This is a genomic window from Clostridium sp. D53t1_180928_C8 (assembly GCF_015667795.1).
GTDB lineage: Bacteria > Bacillota > Clostridia > Clostridiales > Clostridiaceae > Clostridium.
In genome coordinates this window covers 1-18444 of record NZ_JADPEL010000057.1, presented here as the reverse complement: position 1 = coordinate 18444, position 18444 = coordinate 1, and the positions used below count along the sequence as shown (strand labels likewise).

The window sequence follows — 18444 nt, the reverse complement described above, 5'->3', positions numbered from 1 at the left end:
GGCTCAGTAGCTCAGTTGGTTAGAGTGCCGGCCTGTCACGCCGGAGGTCGAGGGTTCGAGCCCCTTCTGAGTCGCCACTTTAATTTGCTTCATTGGCTCAATGGCAGAGCAGCTGACTTGTAATCAGCAGGTTGTTGGTTCGACTCCGACATGAAGCTCCAAAAACTCCACTTTTGTGGAGTTTTTTTGTTTTATAAAAAATAATATAAATACAATCTGAATAGAAAAATTTTATATATAAAAAAAGTCGGCTAACGCCGACTTTTTTTTATCTTTGTCGTTTTAAGTTAAGTTGTATTCTTATATCTTCAGCAAAGAACTTAAATAACTTAAAATCACCAATTATTCTTGATGAAATTCTCTCACTATATCTTTTAGAAATAAGTGGTAATGTTAAGTTAGTAGAAATAAGCATTTTCTTATTTTTTAATATTTTTTTATTTATTAATGTGAATAATTCGGAAGATGAAAAATCTGTTATTTGTTCTGATCCTAAATCATCTATTATTAATAAATCGCAATTAATAAGTAAGTTTTCTAAATCAGCATCATTATTAAATTTAATATCCTTTAATGATCTTAAAAGGTCATCGGCAGTCTTATATACTACTAAAAAACCTTTATCTAATAATTCTTTTGCAATACACCAAGATAAAAACGTTTTTCCTGTTCCAGAGTTACCATAAAATAAGAGATTAGTATTACTATTCTTAAATGATGGTAAATATTCACCAGTTATATATTCTAAGATATCTTCAATATTTTTTCTAGGAGTATATCTTTCATCATTTAATTTATGATTTGGATATAAATTTATATTAAAGTTTTTAAAATTATTTCTTTTAACTGCTTCTTCTAATTCAGAATCCTTATAATACAGTGTAACCAATTTTGATTTAAAACAAGAACATTTTTCAATACCAATAAAACCTGTGTCTTTACATTTTGGACAATTATAATGTAAATTTAGATATTCAGGACTATATCCATGAGATACAAGCATTTCATATTTCTTTGCCCTTAAATCAGTAATTTCATCCTTAATGGCTTCTAAGTCTTTAGGATCATTAATTCCTTTTAAAGCAGCCATAGATAAGTTTAAACAAAGTTTTTGTATTGTAGTATCTAGATCTAATATTTCAGGATATTTATTTTTTATTTCTTCACGTCTTTGAGTTAGCTTACGATTTTCTTCAGTACGAATTTTTTCATACATATCCATAAGCTCTGATTGATAGCCTTTAATCATCTTTATCCCATCCTAACAATTTCTTTTCTAATGAGTCATAATCGTATTCACGAGCTTCAAAGTTATTAAATTTAAGTGGATTAACTTCTTGTTGTTTAGAAGTAAAGTTTCTATTAGATTGAGTGCTTTTATAATTAGCTTCTTTTCGTTCTATATCTACTAAAGTTTTTAGGTTGTTTTTATTCCAACTAGATAAAATACCATCTATATATTTAAAATCAGGTCTATTTAAGCGCTGAAAGCAAATATTACAAGCCTTTTCTATTACTTCTAGAGGAAATGCATAACTAACAATCCACTTTTCTAACATTTCTTCTTGTGGTTTCATTAATTCAGGATTTTTAATTCCTAAGTAATTTAGTATATGACGAATTTTAACCCATTTATCCTCGGTCTTCTTTATATAGTTTTGTGCATCGTCAATAGTTGTAATATTCATATTATGCCAGCCTATAGCAACCTTTTCTATATATCTATAATCACTTTTTCCTTTTGAAACACAATACTCAAGTAGAATTAGAATTAGTTCTGAAGAAAAATTAAATTCATCTTGCCATCCTAAATAAGTCGTCATTTCTTTAGGGGATAGAGGTCTACCTAATAATCTTTCAATATCATTAAGCATATCCTTAGTAGATGTTTTATTTAATGCTTCTAATAGATTTACTTCTTTATTTTTTATATTTGAATCTTCTATTAAATTTACAAACTCTATATTATAGTTTCCCATTTTATCTATTGGAATAAGTTTTAATACGCCCTCGTCATTCCAATAATTTAAGGCATTTAATATATCAGATTCTAATAGGTTTAGAGATGACGCTAAAATTGAAGAACTTGCACCCATTTCTCCAGAATTACTATATTTAAGCATCAATAAGTAAACTTTAATGAATTCTCCACGAGCTTTTGGCATATATTTTTCAATAAATATATTGCTTACGGGAGTAAAGTTTAAAGAATTATTTTTTAGCATAAAAGTGCTCATATTATTTTTCGACCTTTCTTAAGTTAGATTCTAAATCTTTATTTAGCAAATCGAATTTAGTTAACTTAAACAACTTTAATTATTGGAAAAGTTGTTTAAAGTTATACATTTAAATTAATTATAGCAAAGGCTTTCTCAACCCTCAACATAACAATTTAATAATAAATATGTATAATATAGCTAAAATGGGGTAAATTAAGTGATGTGCTTAAAATTTAGAAGTAGGAGGAAGTTAAAAACATGGATTTGAATGGGCAGAATGGCATAAGTAGGTGGTTGAAATTTTCGAAAATTATTTTTATGGTTATACTTATAAATTTTATTTTTATATCACCTAACAATAATGCTTATGCAAATTTAAACACAGGTAAATTAGAAGATGATGAAGTAATTTTAAAAGATACGGTAGCTAGTAATGATAGAGTGGCAGATTTAACTATGGGAAAAAATATTGAAGATAAGTTTAGAAGTATTGATGTATTTAACTCTAATATTAGTAATAATCTAACTATTAACTTAAAAGGACATTCAGTGAAGTTAGCAGATAATACTATTGGTTTATTATCTATAATTGATAATAAGTACTCAATATTAGAGGAAATATGTAATTCTTATGTAAATGAACTTGATATTGATGTTAATAATATTACACAAATACAGGTTATGGGAACAATTAATTCTGATATAGAAAGTGATAGAATATCGACTTTAAATGATAGCGGTGAAATGGCAAAAGAAGTATATAATGCTACAGTGATAAATGAAAATTTATCAGGATTAGAAGTTAAAATAGATTTGACAGAAACTGAAGATATTGAACCTGAAACAATAACAGAGAAATGTAGTGATTTATATATAGGGGAATCTCAAACGGTTCAGGGAGTAAAGGGGGTTGGCTTAGTTCATAAAGAGATAATATATGATGGTTTAAATAAGAGTGATGAAAATGTGGTCAGTAAACAAATAATTCAACCTGTGGTTAATAATGTAGTTAAAATAGGAACTAAAAATCCATATTATGATGGAGTAGCATTTTTAGCTAGACCAACCAAAGGTGGATATTTAAGCTCTTATTTTGGAGAGGTTAGATCAAAGTCTATTCATAAAGGAATAGATATAGCTAAAGATTTAGGTGAAAGTGTGAATTCTTCTTTAGATGGAAAGGTAATTAAAGCAGGTTATAATAATGGTGGTTATGGTAACTTAGTGGTTATAGAACATGAAGGTAATATGAAAACATATTATGCTCATTTAAGTGATATATATGTTAAAGTTGGGGATATAGTAAAAAAGAATGATATTATAGGAGCTATTGGAAGTACTGGAAACAGTACAGGTCCACATTTACATTTTGAACTTAGAGTTAATGATCAGCCAGTAGATCCTATTAAATATATAGAGTAATAAAAAAACACCTTGGAGGGTGTTTTTTTTATTGCTTTAAAACTTTATTTATATCTATCTTACCTTCTCCTTGCTGATTTTTAGGTATATCTAGAGGTATTGAAGCTACTTTTAATAAAGAGAGAATATCATCAAACGTAAAATCAGGATGTTGTTCAAATAAAAGAGCACATAAACCAGCTATATATGCAGCAGATACGGAAGTGCCTGTAAAGTTCTTATAAGACGTATCTAATTTAGGTGCATGCATTTTATTGTTATTTTTATATGATATATAAGAAGTATTAGAGTTTAGTGATATTACATCAACGCATGCAGCACAGAAATCGGGTTTTTTATCTTTTTTAATTCCACCGCAGGATGAATATGCATAAGATTTTATTTCGGATGAAGTAGTATCTATACCTGAAACAGTTATGCAATTAGTACTTAAAGCGATTCCTGTAATAGATCCATCTATATTTTTGTTGCTACCACTAGGAAGTATACAAACTATAGATTTAAGTCTAGCCTTTTTTAATAAGGTATCAAATTGCGTAAAAATAAATTTATTATAATAAAGTGTTTCAAAAGGTAAGCAGATAACTTTAATATTATACTTTTCACTAATATTAATTAAATCTTCTAATGAAAATAAAACATCAGAAACATAACCTTTTCCTAATTTGTCAAATGCTTTGAAACAATGAACGTTAGCTTCTGGTGCAACACCGGTATATATTTTATTTGAAGCTAGTCCGTTACCAGCAATTATTCCACATGTACAGGTTCCGTGTCCATTATCATCATAAGGGTAAGGGAGTTCGTTTACTAAATCAACGAATGTACTTATTCTATTTATTGGGTAAGTTAAGTCGCCATGAGGATATACTCCTGAATCAACTATACCAATACCAATACCACGACCATAAATAGGTAGTTTATTTGAAATCCTAACTCTATTAGCGGAAGGAATACTCATACCACATAATGAAAGGTATTGATCTAAACAAATATAATTTACCTCTGGATATTCTAATAATAACTCTAGTGATTTCGATTTTACTTGAGCACATATTATATTACATGATTCAATTCTTCTTATAACTGTACCCCGATAGGAGTTTATTTTTTTTGAAATTGAATCTGGAAAATTTCTATATTTTATTAAAACTCTATATTCTTTAATAATACTAGATGCTAAAAGACTTTTAAGATTAGGATCTAGTTTTTTAGTTGAAGAAAACATAAAAAACTCCTAAAATTATTCACATTAATATATTATATGAATTAGGAGTTTTTTGTTAATATAATATAAATTAAAACTTCCATTTAAAAAGTAATATTCCACCTATCATTATTACTATTCCAAGTATTTCATGAAAAGAAAATGGAATTTTTTCTGAACCAAATAGACCAAAAGCATCTATTAAAGCAGCGGCTAGAAGTTGAGCTACTAATATAGTTCCAATTCCAACAGTAGTACCTAGGGATTTAATGCTAACAATAACAGTAAATGTTATTACTACACCTAGTACTCCACCTAATAGATATATTTTATTAGCAGACTTGATTTCTTTAAAATCACCATTTCCAAAGAAAAATAATATTATTAATGTTAAAACAAGGGCAGAGCCTTGAACAATAGTATTAGTTTCCCAAGTGCCTATTTTATCACTAAGTTTAGTATTTAAGACACCTTGAACACTCATAGCAATGCCAGATATTATAGCAATTATAAAACCAAACAATTTTTATCACCTCCTATATAGTATTCCTAAATAAAGGGTGATTTATTAAAAATGAATAACAAAAAAAGCATTAGATGTTAATGTAATTCATCTTAATGCCTTTAATAGTTAATATATAAATGAGTTGAAAATTTCTTCTTCTGAATAACCTAGAGTGATACCTAAACTTAATACATCTTCAAGTAGCGTGAAAAAGTGATCAATTGAAGGTGATATTATTAAATCGTTTATGTCTATATATAGGTTTAAAAATTGATCGCTTAAACAGTAATCATTAGGTCTAAGCACTACTTCGTAATTATCAATATAATGCTTATCAATGCCAAGATTAATTACATGTGTAAGAAAATCTGCATATTTAATAAATACAGTTTCTTTGCTTAGATTTAAGCCGTCGTCTATCCAGTATTTATAACACTTAGTTTCTTCTGCTAGTGAGCTTAACTTAACTTGTAATTCAAGGTGCTTTCTAGCCCAAAGTTTATATTGTGAGAGATTTTGATTAATTAAAATTCCATGTTTTTTTTCTTTTTGTAATTCCACAATTGGTAAAATATTCATAAGTGTCCTCCCCGTCTACTAGGATTAATATATATATTTTACAGAAATAATTAAATCTTGAAAAGTGCAGTAAACGAATACACAAAAATAAAATTAAAAATTTATTTTTACAAATTTCAACAAAAAAAAGAGCAGCTATAAAAATAGAGCTCTTTTTTAATATAAAAATTATTAAATTGTTTTTAATGGGTATGTTTGAATTAAAGTTTCTCTTCGATTATTGGATATCTTCCAAAGTTCTATTCTATTAACCTTTAATGTTGAAATGCTAGGTTTATATTCAATTTCAGTATCAAATTTTTTATTATCTTTATTAATGTAATTAATGTTAGCTAAAGATAAATGAAGATCATTATTATCATTTTTTACATTAAAACCATGCATTTTAAGATTATCAGCAATTAATCTATCTAATTTTTTTATATATCCAATTTTTTCGATTTTTAAGTTGAGAGTTTTATTTGAATCGCAAAGAGTTACAGTTGATGACAGTTCTACTTTAAAGTTTTTGTACGGTTTTAAAATTTTATCCATAACAGTATTAAGCTTATCTATGTTAGGATTCTCTATAACCTCTAAAGGAATATAAGGAATTGGAGAGTTTCTATTTGCTCTATACTTTTTAGATAAACTTCTTTGAATTGGGCTTAAATTTTTATAAGATACATCATCAAATAATGCTACCAAATAATATTTCATGTTATAACCTCACAAGTTAAATTTTGTATAATACGTTTATATTAAATTATATCATATATAAGCTTAGATTGACAATTTGTATATTTCAGCAATATCTTATGGTAAAGTTTAAAAATAAGGAGTTTTGGAAGAAAAAAACGCTATTAACTCATACATACTTTATGATATAATCAATTGTGTTGACCAAAAAATTCTAAGACAAAAAAGAAAATTTGCCTTATGAAACAAAAATTGGATAATTTTTTATATTATAGGATAGATTAATATATATATAAATTTGGATAAGGGTGAATAGGATGGAAACATTAATTATTAATGGAGGCAAAGCTTTGCAAGGCGCTGTAGAAATCAACGGAGCAAAAAATGCAGCAGTTGCTATTTTGCCGGCGGCTATTTTAGCTGGTGAAGGTAAATGTATTATTGATAATATACCGGATATAGAAGATGTACATTGCCTAGAAAGAATACTAACTAGTTTAGGATGTAGAGTAAGTAAACTAAATAATAATACTTTAGAAATAGATGCTTCAGATATAACGACTGTAAATGCTTGTACTGAAGATGTAAGAAGAATGAGAGCATCATATTATTTCATTGGTGCATTATTATCTAGATTTAAAAAAGCTAGAGTTGAATTACCTGGAGGATGTCCTATAGGGGTAAGACCTATAGACCAACATATAAAGGGATTTGAAGCGTTAGGTGCTAAAGTAACAATTGAACATGGAGCAGTAAGTGTTGAGGCAGAAGAATTACACGCTGCTAATATATTCTTTGATGTAGTTTCTGTAGGAGCAACAATCAATGTTATGATTGCAGCTACAATGGCAGAAGGAACAACTATATTAGAGAATGTAGCAAAAGAGCCTCATGTAGTTGACGTTGCTAACTTCTTAAATACTATGGGAGCAGACGTAAAAGGTGCTGGTACTGATATTATAAGAGTTAGAGGTGTGAAAAACTTAATTGGATGTAATTATAGTGTTATTCCTGATCAAATAGAGGCAGGAACATTTATGATAGCTGCTGCAGCTACAAAAGGAGATATAACTATAAAAAATGTAATTCCAAAGCATTTAGAATCAATTTCAGCAAAACTTACTGAAATGGGTGCAATTGTTGAAGAAGGTGACGATAGTGTAAGAGTAACTGTTGATAAGCCATTAAGAGGGGTAAGTGTAAAAACAGCACCTTATCCAGGGTTCCCAACAGACGTACAACAACCTATGTCAACATTATTAAGTATAACAGATGGTAGAAGCTTAATAGCTGAAAGCATATGGGAAAATAGACATAAGCACACTGATGAATTAAAGAAAATGGGTGCAGAAATTAAAGTTGAAGGTAGAACAGCTATAATAGATGGTGTTAAATCATTAAATGGTGCAAAAGTAATAGCTACAGATTTAAGAGCTGGAGCAGCCATGGTTATAGCGGGGTTAGTTGCTAATGGAGAAACTGAAATATCTGAAATTGAGCATATTGATAGAGGATATCCTCATATTGAAGATAAATTTAGATCATTAGGAGCAGATATAAGAAGAGTAGTAAGATAAACTTGGGGGAAGATTAAATGAAATTTTGCTCATTATATAGTGGAAGTAGTGGAAATAGTATTTTTATAGGGTCTGAAGAGGCTAAAATATTAATAGATGCTGGATTACCTGGTAAGAAAATAGATGAAGCATTAAAACACATTGGGCAAAATCCAAGTGAAATAGATGGAATTTTTATAACCCATGAACATATAGATCACATTAAAGGTGTAGGAGTTTTATCAAGAAAATACGACATTCCTATATATGCACCTCATGATACTTGGGTTGCAATGGAAAGTACTATTGGAAAGATAAAAGAGCATAATATAAAGGTAATGGATAGAAGATCATCAGTATCTATAAAGGATATTGATATAAAATCTTTTATAATTCCTCATGATGCCGCTGCGCCAGTTGGATACACTATTAATATAGGAAATAAAATAGCAAGTGTTGCAACTGATTTTGGGACATTTACTAAAGAGATTGAAGATAATATAAAAAACTCAAATGTTATTTTAATAGAAAGTAATTATAATCCGCAGATGTTAGATATGGGTCCTTATCCTTATAGCTTAAAGCAAAGAATAAAGGAAAGTTATGGGCATTTATCTAATGAGGATTGTGGAGAGGCTATCGTTAAAATATTAAAAAGTGGGTTAGGAAAAAATGTTATATTAGGTCATTTAAGCAATACTAATAATACGCCAGAGCTTGCAGAATTAACAGTTAGAGATATATTAACTGCTAGTAATGTGGAAATAGGTTCAGATGTGTTTTTAAGTATGGCTAATAGGCATAATCCTAGTAAAATTATAACTCTATAGAGTATTTAATTTTAAAGAATCAGAAGGTGATTAATATGGAAATGATATATGCTTGTGAAGAACATATAGACGAAGCAATGGATGAAGTTATAAATGAAAAAGAAACATTTCCTGTAATAAATGAAGTTACAGATAAGAAGTGTAGTTATTGTAATGAAGAAGCTAAATATGAAGTAAAAATGATGTAATAATATATATTGAAAAAGGTACATAATATTTAGTATAATTTTTATATAACCGTAAGAGAAGAAAGAGGAGAAATGGATATGAGTTTATATAAACAATGGACAGATATGGTCGTAGAATACGTTAAGACAAAAGGAGAGGCAGCTTTCTGGAATGAATACACTAAAATAGAAACTGCTATATATAAGGATTTATTAGCTAATAGTAAAGAAGCTATAAAAACTAACATTGCTGATTTTGCAAAGAAATATGAAACTTCTGAAGAGTTTGTAATGGGATTCGTTGATGGAATTAACGATAGTTTAAACAACCCTTATGACTTAGAAGCATTAAGCGCTACTGACGAATTAGTATTAGACATAAATTTAGAACAATTATACTTCAATATGTTAGAAGCTAAAGCTGAATACTTATATATGTTACCACAATGGGATGCTATATTCTCAGTAGAAAAGAGAAAAGAGATTCAAAAGTCATATAGAGAATCTTGTAGCGTAAGAAATGAAAATAAGGTTGGAAGAAACGATGCTTGTCCTTGCGGAAGCGGTAAAAAGTACAAGAAATGTTGTGGAAAATAATCTTTGATTAAAAAAAGAGCTTTGATTTCAAGGCTCTTTTTTTGTGGAGTAAGTTAAAAATATATTTAATATAGTGGCAAATAATAAGGTTTATAAATAAATTATAAGTAGTTAGAAATGTTAAATTGGAGGATTCTATGTTTAATATATTTCCATATATATTTTCGACTACTTTAAATGCAGTTACTAGTAATATTGGATTAATAGATAAGATAGTTGATAATGTTGTAAATAGTGATTTTATGAATAATTTAATTAATGAAATAGATAGCATGGCATCGGTTAATATTAATTTTAAAGAGCATAAAAGAGCGTATACTCTTGAATGCTATTTACCTGGAGTTAAAAAGGAAAATATTGATTTAGAGTATGAAAATAATTATATAACCCTTAAAGTAAAGAGAAATATGTTTTATACTAATAATCAAAATATAGCTATGGCAGTAATACAATCTGGTGGTGACATAGAAGAGGATTACTATGTAGAAAATGCAGATGCTTATAATATAAAAGCTGTCTTTAAAGATGATACTTTGAGAGTATTAATTCCTAAAAATACTTATATAGGAACAGATACTACTATAATTGATGTTGATAATTATGAAGCTAAAATATAAGATTTAATATTAAAAGTTAAGTTTATAAAAAAACAAATAACTTAGGAGGAAAAAATAATGAACATAACAGTTATATCTGTGGGAAAATTAAAGGAAAAGTATTTAAAGCAAGCAATTGATGAATATTCTAAAAGATTAACAAGATATTGTAAAATTGATATTATAGAGCTGCCTGATGAAAAAACTCCTGATAATGCATCAGAGAAAGAGGAGTTACAAATCAAGGATAAAGAAGGGCAGCTTATTTTATCAAAAATAAAGGATAATATGTTTGTTGTAGCGATGGATTTAAATGCTAAGCAAATGACTTCTGAGGAGTTTTCAAAGTTTATTGAGACGCAAGGGATTATGGGTAACTCTAACATAACTTTTGTTATAGGGGGAAGTTTAGGATTATCTCAAGATGTAATAAGAAGGGCTAACCATAAAGTATGTTTCTCTAAAATGACGTTTCCACATCAATTGTTTAGAGTAATGCTATTGGAACAAGTATATAGAGCTTTTAGAATAATGAAAAATGAACCATATCATAAGTAAGTGAGGTTTTTACTGAAATTGGATTTAATATTAGAGTTAAATGATTAAATTACTTAACATATTTATGTATTTAGTTTATAATTCTTGATAGTAAGTATCGATTCATTTTTAGGGGGGGAATTTATGTTCACTAAGGAGCCGTATGTAATAACAAGCTTAACTGAATATTTAGAAATAATAGAATTAATACATAAGGAGAATAATGGAAAGACATTATATAGGGGACAAGCATCTCATGTAAAGTTTAAGCTTTTACCATCTTTATATAGAAAATATGATGATGGATTAACTGATGTGTATAGTTATGAGTGTGAGGAGATTTTTTTAAGTAAATTTAAATCTAAGTCTATACCATATTTAAAAACATTACCACAAAATGATTGGGAATGGATGTTTTTAATGCAACATTACAATACACCTACTAGATTATTAGATTGGTCAGAAAGTCCTCTTGTAGCTTTATTTTTTGCATTAGATGATAGTTTTAATCATAAAGAAGAGGATAGTGCGGTGGTATGGTGTTTAAATCCAATTGCGTTAAATAAGAAGTTTAGACCAATAGAGAGTTTATCGGAAATACCTAATATAAATGGTTCGGAAGTGTTAAACAATAGTATAAATAGATATTATGCATATGGAGAAGCATATCCTGCTGATTATCCAATAGCAGTTACTGGCCCACTAAATAATTCAAGAATAAGTGCACAAAAAGGAATGTTTACTTTGTTTCCAGCATTATCCAAAACTCCGTTAGAAGAGACTAAAGAATGTAATGATTTTTTAGAAAAGATAATAATAAAAAAAGAAAATATATCTATAATAAAAAGACAGTTATTTACTATGGGAATTACTAATACTAGCATTTATCCTGATTTAGATTCTATATCAAAGGATATAAAATTGGAGTATAGTGTAATTAGATCTTGTAATTAGAGAAGGAGGGTAATTTGTGGATAATAAAGAATATAGAGATGAATTGCTAGAGAGTGGAGAAAAAAAATTAAAAGTATGGGAAGTAATGTCTAACATTACAAACTTGAATTTAAGGACTATATGTATGGAGATTGATAATGGTAATGATGGTCAGGGAGGAATAAATTTAAAGCCTTATTATCAGAGGGAATATAAATTTAGTAGAAAAGATGAAAGTTTATTAATTGAATCCTTATTAGCAGGAATTCCTATACCAACAATATATTTAGCTTCAGATACAACTATAGTGCCTCATATCAGTAACGTAATAGATGGACAACATAGATTAATGGCGGTACATAGATTTATAAATAATAAGTTTTCACTTACAGGGCTAGAAAAATATAGTTTTCTAAATGATAAGAAGTTTAATGAACTTAATCCAACAATCCAAAATAAATTATTATATCAAGTAAGTCTTACTTTACAATTCATTCATATACAAGATAATCCAGAATTAGAGATAGAGATTTTTACAAGATATAATAAGGGAACACATCCTTTAACAGAGCAGGAAATTAGGTCAGTAGTATTTCAAAGTAGTTTTAATGATTGGCTTAATAAAACTGTTAATATACTAAAAGATAATCAATGTACAAATGATATATTTAATATTACATCTAAAAGATATAAAGATAAAACTATAAATGGAGAGTTATATGTGTTATTTGCTTTATTTAAGGGGGAAATAAATCAGGATTTTTACTCATCAACAAAATATATTGATTTATTTATGCAAAATGCTAAAAAGCTTGATGAGTATAATAGTAATATATTAATAGAGGAGTGTTCTGAGTTTTTAAATTCTTTAATAGAGTTTTTAAAAAGTTTATATTATAATAATGGTTTAAAAAATCCTTTTTCCAAGGAAATATACGAAGATAATATTAAATTTAGAAATCATAAAATGCAAACGAGTATAATGATGATAATGGTATGTGTATATAAATATATAAGAACATTAAACTTAAATATAGAGATAGATGAAACTTTAATAAGAGAAGCTATAAAGAAAGGGTTTATTGAAAGTGGATTCAATGAGGTTACTAGTTCAACAACTAGACCAGGGTTGTTAACTAATACGATAGAATATATAAAGAATGAAATAAATAGCAAATTAAATATAGGATAAGTTTAAAAAGCTAAATTTAAGATAGAGCTCTTATTTGTATTAAATATATAAGTAAGAGTTTTTTCTTTATAAAAATGTATGTAGTTGGAGATAATATAATAGATAAAAAATTTTATAAAAATGCAGCAATTTTTTCCATATTGTGATATAATTTTTTAGGAGGTGACAATATGATATTTAGAAAAGGAGAATTGTTTTGTGGACCAGGAGGATTAGCTTTTGGAGCACAAAATGCAATTATAAATAATGAATATGATAAATTTACAGTAGAGCATTCATGGGCAAATGATATTGATTATTCAGCATGCAAAACTTTTGCTAAGAATATTTGTCATTCAGATGAGTCAATTATAACAACAAATGAAGAAGAAGTTAAAGAGGGAAAGAGCATTATATGTAAAGATGTTAGAGAATTAGATATAGAAAAACTACCTCCTATTGATGCATTCACATTTGGTTTCCCATGCAATGATTTCAGTACTGTAGGAGAGCAAAAAGGTTTTAATGGTAAATATGGAGCACTTTATACATATGGGGTTAAGATTTTAGAAATACATAAACCTAAATGGTTTTTAGCAGAAAATGTTGGCGGATTACAAAGTGCTAATGAAGGATTGGCTTTTAAAAAAATAATAGAAGATTTATCTAATGTTGGAGTTGATGAATTCGGAGGGTATGAAATAGTTCCTCATTTATATAAATTTGAAGAATATGGAGTACCACAATCAAGACATAGAGTTATTATAGTAGGAATAAGAAGAGATTTAGGACTTCATTATAAAGTACCAGCTCCAATAACAAAAGAAAAAAACACTTATAGAAGTTCGAGATGGGCATTTGAAGTAAGTTGTTATAATGAAGGAAATGTGAAAGATGCAGAGTATAATAATGAAAAGACAAAGCATCCTCAATCAACTATTAAAAGATTAGAAGCTATACCAGCTGGACAAAATGCTTGGTATGAAGGAATACCTGAGGAATTAAGATTGAATGTAAAAGGAGCTAAATTAAGTAATATATATAAAAGATTAGACCCTAATATACCAGCATATACTGTAACTGGAAGTGGTGGTGGGGGAACTCATATGTATCATTATGATGAGCCAAGAGCATTAACAAATAGAGAAAGAGCAAGACTACAAACATTTCCAGATAACTATAATTTCCAAGGAAAAAAAGAAGAAATAAGAAAACAAATAGGCATGGCAGTACCACCTTTTGGAGCAAGAATAATAATTGAGGCTATTCTTAAAACATTTGCAGGAATAGAGTATTCATATGTAGAGCCTAAATGGGATATAGATGAATTAAGGGACATTACTTAAGTAATGTCCCTTAATTATAGTTTGTCTGATATTTGGGCAAAAGAAGTATATGAATCATTATTAATTAGTTTTAAAAATAGATTTATTCTATTTTCATTTGAAATGTTATTTTCGATACAGTAATCTAGAAGTGCTAATAATGTTTTAGCATTAATCATAATACCAGCAATTTGTCCATTAGAAGATTTATTAGATATTTTGGACAAATTAGATACTCCACCTATATCATTACATGTAATATATCCAAAGAATTTTAAGTTATATCCTTCATAACTTAGATAGTTAGGTATATATTCAGATATCATGTGAGATGCTAGTGATGATGATAATGTAAATTTTTCCTTATAATTTTTAGCATCTATTATACCGCAAAGATTATCATTATATTTTAACAATATATCTATTTCAGTTCTTTCACCATCAACTTTAGGGTGAATTAAAACTTTAAATCCTAGTTGTTCTAATACCCTACCTATCTTTTTTTCAAACTCTAAATTGTTTGGTTCATTTAATACTGAGTTTACAAAATTTTCATCTAAGTTTTCCATAATAGTATTAGATTTAATATATTCAGATATCTTTTTTGATTCAGAAATAGAAAAAGAGGATGAAGATAATATTTCTATAATTTTATCAGTAGATAAAGTTGAGGAGTTAGGATATTGATTTAACAACTTTTCTGCCTTTTTTAATTTTTTATATGAATTTGTAGCTGGCTTTATATCACCATATCTACTAGCTTTATAGGAGTTAATATCTAATCCATTAACTTCAGCCATTCTTTCCAATGAGAATAAATATCTATTATTAAAAGGATAACGTTTATCGTAATAATTTAAATCAGAAATAACACTTGAAATATCATATAATGGTATTGATATTTTAGCATTCATACCTCTATCATATTGAACTAAGCCTGTATATTCAGCTATGAGCATAAACGTATGAGCTACATCTGAATGAGCATCATAAAAATCTCTAGCACCATTATCAGAACGCTCTCTATGGTCATATTGATTTGAAATTATAGCTTTATAGTTATTTTTTTCTTCAATAGACATATTTCTAAATGCTTGTATTTTAGCTACTATGGTTTCTAATTCGTTATCACGTTGAGCTGTCATAACTATAAAAGTAATTTCTTCTTTTGTTAGATAATAATCTAGTTTAGAATTAGTACATAATCTTATTAAAAATCTTACAGGAAGTATTGCAAAGTTTGAATCAAATTTAGGTCTAAAACCACTTTCAAGAAAATATGAATTAGGAATTTGTAAAGTTAAAATTTGTTTCTTTATATTTTCGAATACGTTATTACCATTCAATATTTCAATAGCTACTTTTGTAGGAATTAAAAGACCATTATTAGCAGTATAGCAATAGGCAAATGTTTTTAATAAAGCAGCCCATGTTCTCCCACCAGAACCATCTTTACTAATAGAATTTCTTTTAACGCCAATATTTATTAAGGCTTGTTCGTAATTTTTATGAAGCTCTCTATTGCTTGACCATTTAATAGTAAAATTACTAGTAGCTTCTGATAATGCTTTTAGAGCTTCCTCATGAAATGCAGGGTCTCTTTCTGGTCTAGTTATAAACCATATTTTTCTTAAATTATTCTTACTCATAATATTAACCTCTTATTAATTGATATTATAAATTATAACTTATTTATATATAATTAATCAAATTATGGATAAGCTTACAAATGTATTATAATTAAGTATATAAATATATATTATAATATTGATATTAGGTATAGGAGGTAGATACTATTATGGACAATAATAGAATTAAAATAACAGAATTTCTTCAATGGAATGATAGAAATGGTTGTTATACGGATGAGAATTGTGATTTAGAAGAGATACCAAGAATGAGCTATGAAGATGTAGTTAAGTATTTCTTTGGTGTAATGAATGATGATTTTTACTATAGCATAACAGATAATATTTTTGAATTATCTTATGAGGAAGTAATTAAATATGCTAAAGATAATAACTTCTATGATTCAACATATGAAAAGTTAAATTTATTAATAAATAATGATAAGCCAACAATAGAATTTTATAAAAGTTTAATTTAGTAAAAGCTCTTACTTGTATATTAGATATGCAGGTAAGAGTTTTTATATTTAGAAGGGAGAATATAGAGTGAAAAAAGTTTATAAAGAAAATCAATTACTGGAAGTGAATAATATGCCAATAGAAGTAATTGAAAGCATAAAAGTAACAATAGATATACTGAATGAAAACTATGGAGTTAATAGAGCTATAGAATCTGACTTAGGTGGATATGTAGTTATAGCAGAAAATATCGTAGATATCGAAGTGCTGAAACAAGATAAGTTACAAGGTTTAGTACCAGAATATACTGATGTAATTGAGGTTGTGAATAGAGAAAATTATACTTCAAGCTTATACTTGCTTTCTAGTGATTTTTCAATTGTAGTAGTAACAACAGAAGAACTTTCTAAGCTCCTACTAGAATAAGATAAGGAGGTTGAATAAATATGAGTAAGAAGAGTGAAGAGAAGATAATCAAGGAAACTAAATACTGCAAGATAATAAGCCAAGGAAAAGTTGGAGAAGGAGAGTACACATACTCAATAGAGAAAATCTACATCAAAGAACTAAAGAGAGATGAAGTTAGGTTCTGTGTCTACAAAGCTACTAGAAGAGATGATGAAACATACATTCCAAGAAGTCTTGATGTAACAGAGCTAGAACTAATAGAGTTAATAAAAGAATCAATAAGCAGAAAAGTATTTTCAGAAGGATTCATTGAAATGTTAAAACAAGAAATAAGTAAAATCTAAAAGTCTTAATTACTATAAAGATAGTTATTAAGACTTTTTATATTTAAATAAAAGTATAGAAAGAGGGAGTATAAATGTTTAATAAAGATAATGTGTTCATCACAGTTAATGAAGAAGTTTCTTCAATAATTCAGCAGTATATAATAAGAGAAATTAGGAATGTATTAGATAAATACAAGAGTATATCAACAGAAGAAATAAGTAGTGTAGAAAAATTAATAAACAGCATAAGCAATAAAGAGTTAAATGAGGAATTCCTAAATGATTGGAGCATGTCAGTAAAGATAACAAAAGAAATTGGAGAAAATGAAGTTGATGACAGGATAATTTCTATGTACAAAAATCTAAAAGGTAGTGGATTAGAAGAATTATCAATAGGTCATGTTATTAATTGGTGTAATGAGTTAGATGAACAAGGTTATGTAATGATTGATGATTATAGCATAATTTATAAAAGCTCAGCTAATTTAAGAGATATTGCAATAGAATTATTAGATGATATGCTTGATGATGCAATTTATGTTGATTCATTAATAGATAAAGATTCATTAGTTGAATATTGGATAGAGCAAACAAGTAAAGAAGATGTAATAGATGATTTAATTAGAGGAAAGAATATTGAAGAGCTATTAGGACTTGCTCCAGAAACCATATATGAAGATGAATATAATAAATATTTATATTCTGAAATAGATTGTTAAGAGGTTATATCTTAGTTAATGAGGTATAGCCTTTTTACTTTTTAGATAAAGATGAAAGCTAATAATAAGGAGAGAACTAAAGATGTTCAAGAAAGACAATAGATATGTAACTAGAGGTGTAAATGAGGAAGTAGATGTAAGATTACAACTTATAATTTGGAGCATGATTGATAAGCTAAAGGATGAAGAAAATGTTGAACTAGATTACTTACAGGTTTTCAGGATAAGAAAAGAAGGGAAGAAGATTGTAATAAGTCAGAGTCAAGAAGTTCCTGAATACTTATGCACATATGAAATACACCTAGAAGATATTCAGATAGATGATGAGATTAAGGTGTATGTAATAGATAGTGGAGAATATTCTACAATGCTTTTTCCATCAGAATACTAATATAGGAGGTTCAAGTAAGTGATAAATAAGCTAAGTAAAGAAAAGTATTTCAAGTATGATAGCAAAGAACTTCTTGGAGTAATGAGGTTCGACTTCTATGATGGAAGATTATCTAACCAATGGAATCCTAGAGAGTTAATAATTGAAATGAATGATAGGAAGTTAATAGACCTAAAGAAGTTACAACAAGA

Annotated in this window: 22 protein-coding genes and 2 tRNA genes; 17 read left to right on the top strand and 7 right to left on the bottom strand. The window is 27.8% G+C overall.

Annotation, left to right across the window (positions count from 1 at the left end):
* Together I4V51_RS18330 and I4V51_RS18325 are read left to right on the top strand one after the other, a co-directional pair.
* A tRNA-Asp gene (locus I4V51_RS18330) sits at window positions 1–77 on the top strand.
* Between the two features lie 9 nt (window positions 78–86).
* A tRNA-Thr gene (locus tag I4V51_RS18325) sits at window positions 87–161 on the top strand.
* A 107-nt stretch (window positions 162–268) separates the two neighbouring features.
* Here I4V51_RS18325 and I4V51_RS18320 read toward each other — a convergent pair.
* Together I4V51_RS18320 and I4V51_RS18315 are read right to left on the bottom strand one after the other, a co-directional pair.
* Window positions 269–1249 carry an ATP-binding protein gene (locus I4V51_RS18320; RefSeq protein WP_195989878.1) on the bottom strand — a complete coding sequence of 327 codons (981 nt, stop codon included), beginning with the start codon at window positions 1247–1249 and terminating at the stop codon, window positions 269–271.
* Window positions 1242–2237: a DnaD domain protein gene (locus I4V51_RS18315; protein ID WP_195989877.1), complete on the bottom strand. Its 996-nt coding sequence runs from the start codon at window positions 2235–2237 to the stop codon at window positions 1242–1244. Before I4V51_RS18315 ends, I4V51_RS18320 begins: the two co-directional genes overlap by 8 nt.
* Before the next feature lie 240 nt (window positions 2238–2477).
* Between I4V51_RS18315 and I4V51_RS18310 the strand changes: the two genes are divergently transcribed.
* A complete protein-coding gene (locus tag I4V51_RS18310) occupies window positions 2478–3641 on the top strand; it encodes a peptidoglycan DD-metalloendopeptidase family protein (protein WP_195989876.1) in 1164 nt (387 codons plus the stop codon).
* Window positions 3642–3669: 28 nt separating this feature from the next.
* Here the strand turns inward: I4V51_RS18310 and I4V51_RS18305 are convergent, their stop codons facing one another.
* From I4V51_RS18305 to I4V51_RS18290, 4 genes are all read right to left on the bottom strand, one after another.
* Window positions 3670–4869, bottom strand: coding sequence for a S8 family serine peptidase (locus I4V51_RS18305; protein WP_195989875.1), 1200 nt, complete (start codon window positions 4867–4869; stop codon window positions 3670–3672).
* 70 nt (window positions 4870–4939) lie between these two features.
* Window positions 4940–5371 carry a DMT family transporter gene (locus I4V51_RS18300; RefSeq protein WP_195989874.1) on the bottom strand — a complete coding sequence of 144 codons (432 nt, stop codon included), beginning with the start codon at window positions 5369–5371 and terminating at the stop codon, window positions 4940–4942.
* Window positions 5372–5479: 108 nt separating this feature from the next.
* Window positions 5480–5932, bottom strand: coding sequence for a dUTP diphosphatase (locus I4V51_RS18295; RefSeq protein ID WP_195989873.1), 453 nt, complete (start codon window positions 5930–5932; stop codon window positions 5480–5482).
* Between the two features lie 171 nt (window positions 5933–6103).
* A complete protein-coding gene (locus I4V51_RS18290) occupies window positions 6104–6631 on the bottom strand; it encodes a hypothetical protein (RefSeq protein ID WP_195989872.1) in 528 nt (175 codons plus the stop codon).
* 296 nt (window positions 6632–6927) lie between these two features.
* Between I4V51_RS18290 and I4V51_RS18285 the strand changes: the two genes are divergently transcribed.
* From I4V51_RS18285 to I4V51_RS18245, 9 genes are all read left to right on the top strand, one after another.
* Window positions 6928–8187, top strand: a complete 1260-nt coding sequence (locus I4V51_RS18285) for a UDP-N-acetylglucosamine 1-carboxyvinyltransferase (protein ID WP_195989871.1) — start codon at window positions 6928–6930, stop codon at window positions 8185–8187.
* 17 nt (window positions 8188–8204) lie between these two features.
* Complete coding sequence (locus I4V51_RS18280; protein ID WP_195989870.1) at window positions 8205–8996, top strand: MBL fold metallo-hydrolase; 792 nt, start codon at window positions 8205–8207, stop codon at window positions 8994–8996.
* Between the two features lie 35 nt (window positions 8997–9031).
* Window positions 9032–9184, top strand: coding sequence for a CxxH/CxxC protein (locus I4V51_RS18275; RefSeq protein WP_195989869.1), 153 nt, complete (start codon window positions 9032–9034; stop codon window positions 9182–9184).
* A 78-nt stretch (window positions 9185–9262) separates the two neighbouring features.
* Entirely contained in the window at window positions 9263–9760 is a 498-nt protein-coding gene (locus tag I4V51_RS18270; RefSeq protein WP_195989868.1) for an SEC-C metal-binding domain-containing protein, read from the top strand.
* Between the two features lie 137 nt (window positions 9761–9897).
* Entirely contained in the window at window positions 9898–10377 is a 480-nt protein-coding gene (locus I4V51_RS18265) for an Hsp20 family protein (protein WP_195989867.1), read from the top strand.
* 57 nt (window positions 10378–10434) lie between these two features.
* Complete coding sequence (rlmH, locus tag I4V51_RS18260; RefSeq protein WP_195989866.1) at window positions 10435–10914, top strand: 23S rRNA (pseudouridine(1915)-N(3))-methyltransferase RlmH; 480 nt, start codon at window positions 10435–10437, stop codon at window positions 10912–10914.
* A 123-nt stretch (window positions 10915–11037) separates the two neighbouring features.
* Entirely contained in the window at window positions 11038–11847 is an 810-nt protein-coding gene (locus I4V51_RS18255) for an FRG domain-containing protein (protein WP_195989865.1), read from the top strand.
* 16 nt (window positions 11848–11863) lie between these two features.
* Complete coding sequence (locus I4V51_RS18250; RefSeq protein ID WP_294174887.1) at window positions 11864–13018, top strand: DUF262 domain-containing protein; 1155 nt, start codon at window positions 11864–11866, stop codon at window positions 13016–13018.
* Window positions 13019–13188: 170 nt separating this feature from the next.
* Window positions 13189–14343, top strand: coding sequence for a DNA cytosine methyltransferase (locus I4V51_RS18245; protein ID WP_195989864.1), 1155 nt, complete (start codon window positions 13189–13191; stop codon window positions 14341–14343).
* Between the two features lie 14 nt (window positions 14344–14357).
* On the opposite strand, the gene I4V51_RS18240 is transcribed toward I4V51_RS18245, so the two are convergent.
* Window positions 14358–15971 (bottom strand): restriction endonuclease, encoded by a 1614-nt coding sequence (locus I4V51_RS18240; RefSeq protein ID WP_195989863.1) that lies wholly within the window; start codon window positions 15969–15971, stop codon window positions 14358–14360.
* Window positions 15972–16120: 149 nt separating this feature from the next.
* Here I4V51_RS18240 and I4V51_RS18235 point away from each other — a divergent pair, with 149 nt between their 5' ends.
* From I4V51_RS18235 to I4V51_RS18215, 5 genes are all read left to right on the top strand, one after another.
* Window positions 16121–16429 (top strand): hypothetical protein, encoded by a 309-nt coding sequence (locus tag I4V51_RS18235; RefSeq protein ID WP_195989862.1) that lies wholly within the window; start codon window positions 16121–16123, stop codon window positions 16427–16429.
* Window positions 16430–16496: 67 nt separating this feature from the next.
* Window positions 16497–16835 carry a hypothetical protein gene (locus tag I4V51_RS18230; RefSeq protein WP_195989861.1) on the top strand — a complete coding sequence of 113 codons (339 nt, stop codon included), beginning with the start codon at window positions 16497–16499 and terminating at the stop codon, window positions 16833–16835.
* 20 nt (window positions 16836–16855) lie between these two features.
* Entirely contained in the window at window positions 16856–17161 is a 306-nt protein-coding gene (locus I4V51_RS18225; RefSeq protein WP_195989860.1) for a hypothetical protein, read from the top strand.
* Between the two features lie 74 nt (window positions 17162–17235).
* On the top strand, window positions 17236–17862 hold the full coding sequence (locus I4V51_RS18220) for a hypothetical protein (protein ID WP_195989859.1): 627 nt from the start codon (window positions 17236–17238) through the stop codon (window positions 17860–17862).
* An 82-nt stretch (window positions 17863–17944) separates the two neighbouring features.
* On the top strand, window positions 17945–18253 hold the full coding sequence (locus I4V51_RS18215) for a DUF960 family protein (protein WP_099314358.1): 309 nt from the start codon (window positions 17945–17947) through the stop codon (window positions 18251–18253).
* Window positions 18254–18444 lie beyond the last annotated feature (191 nt).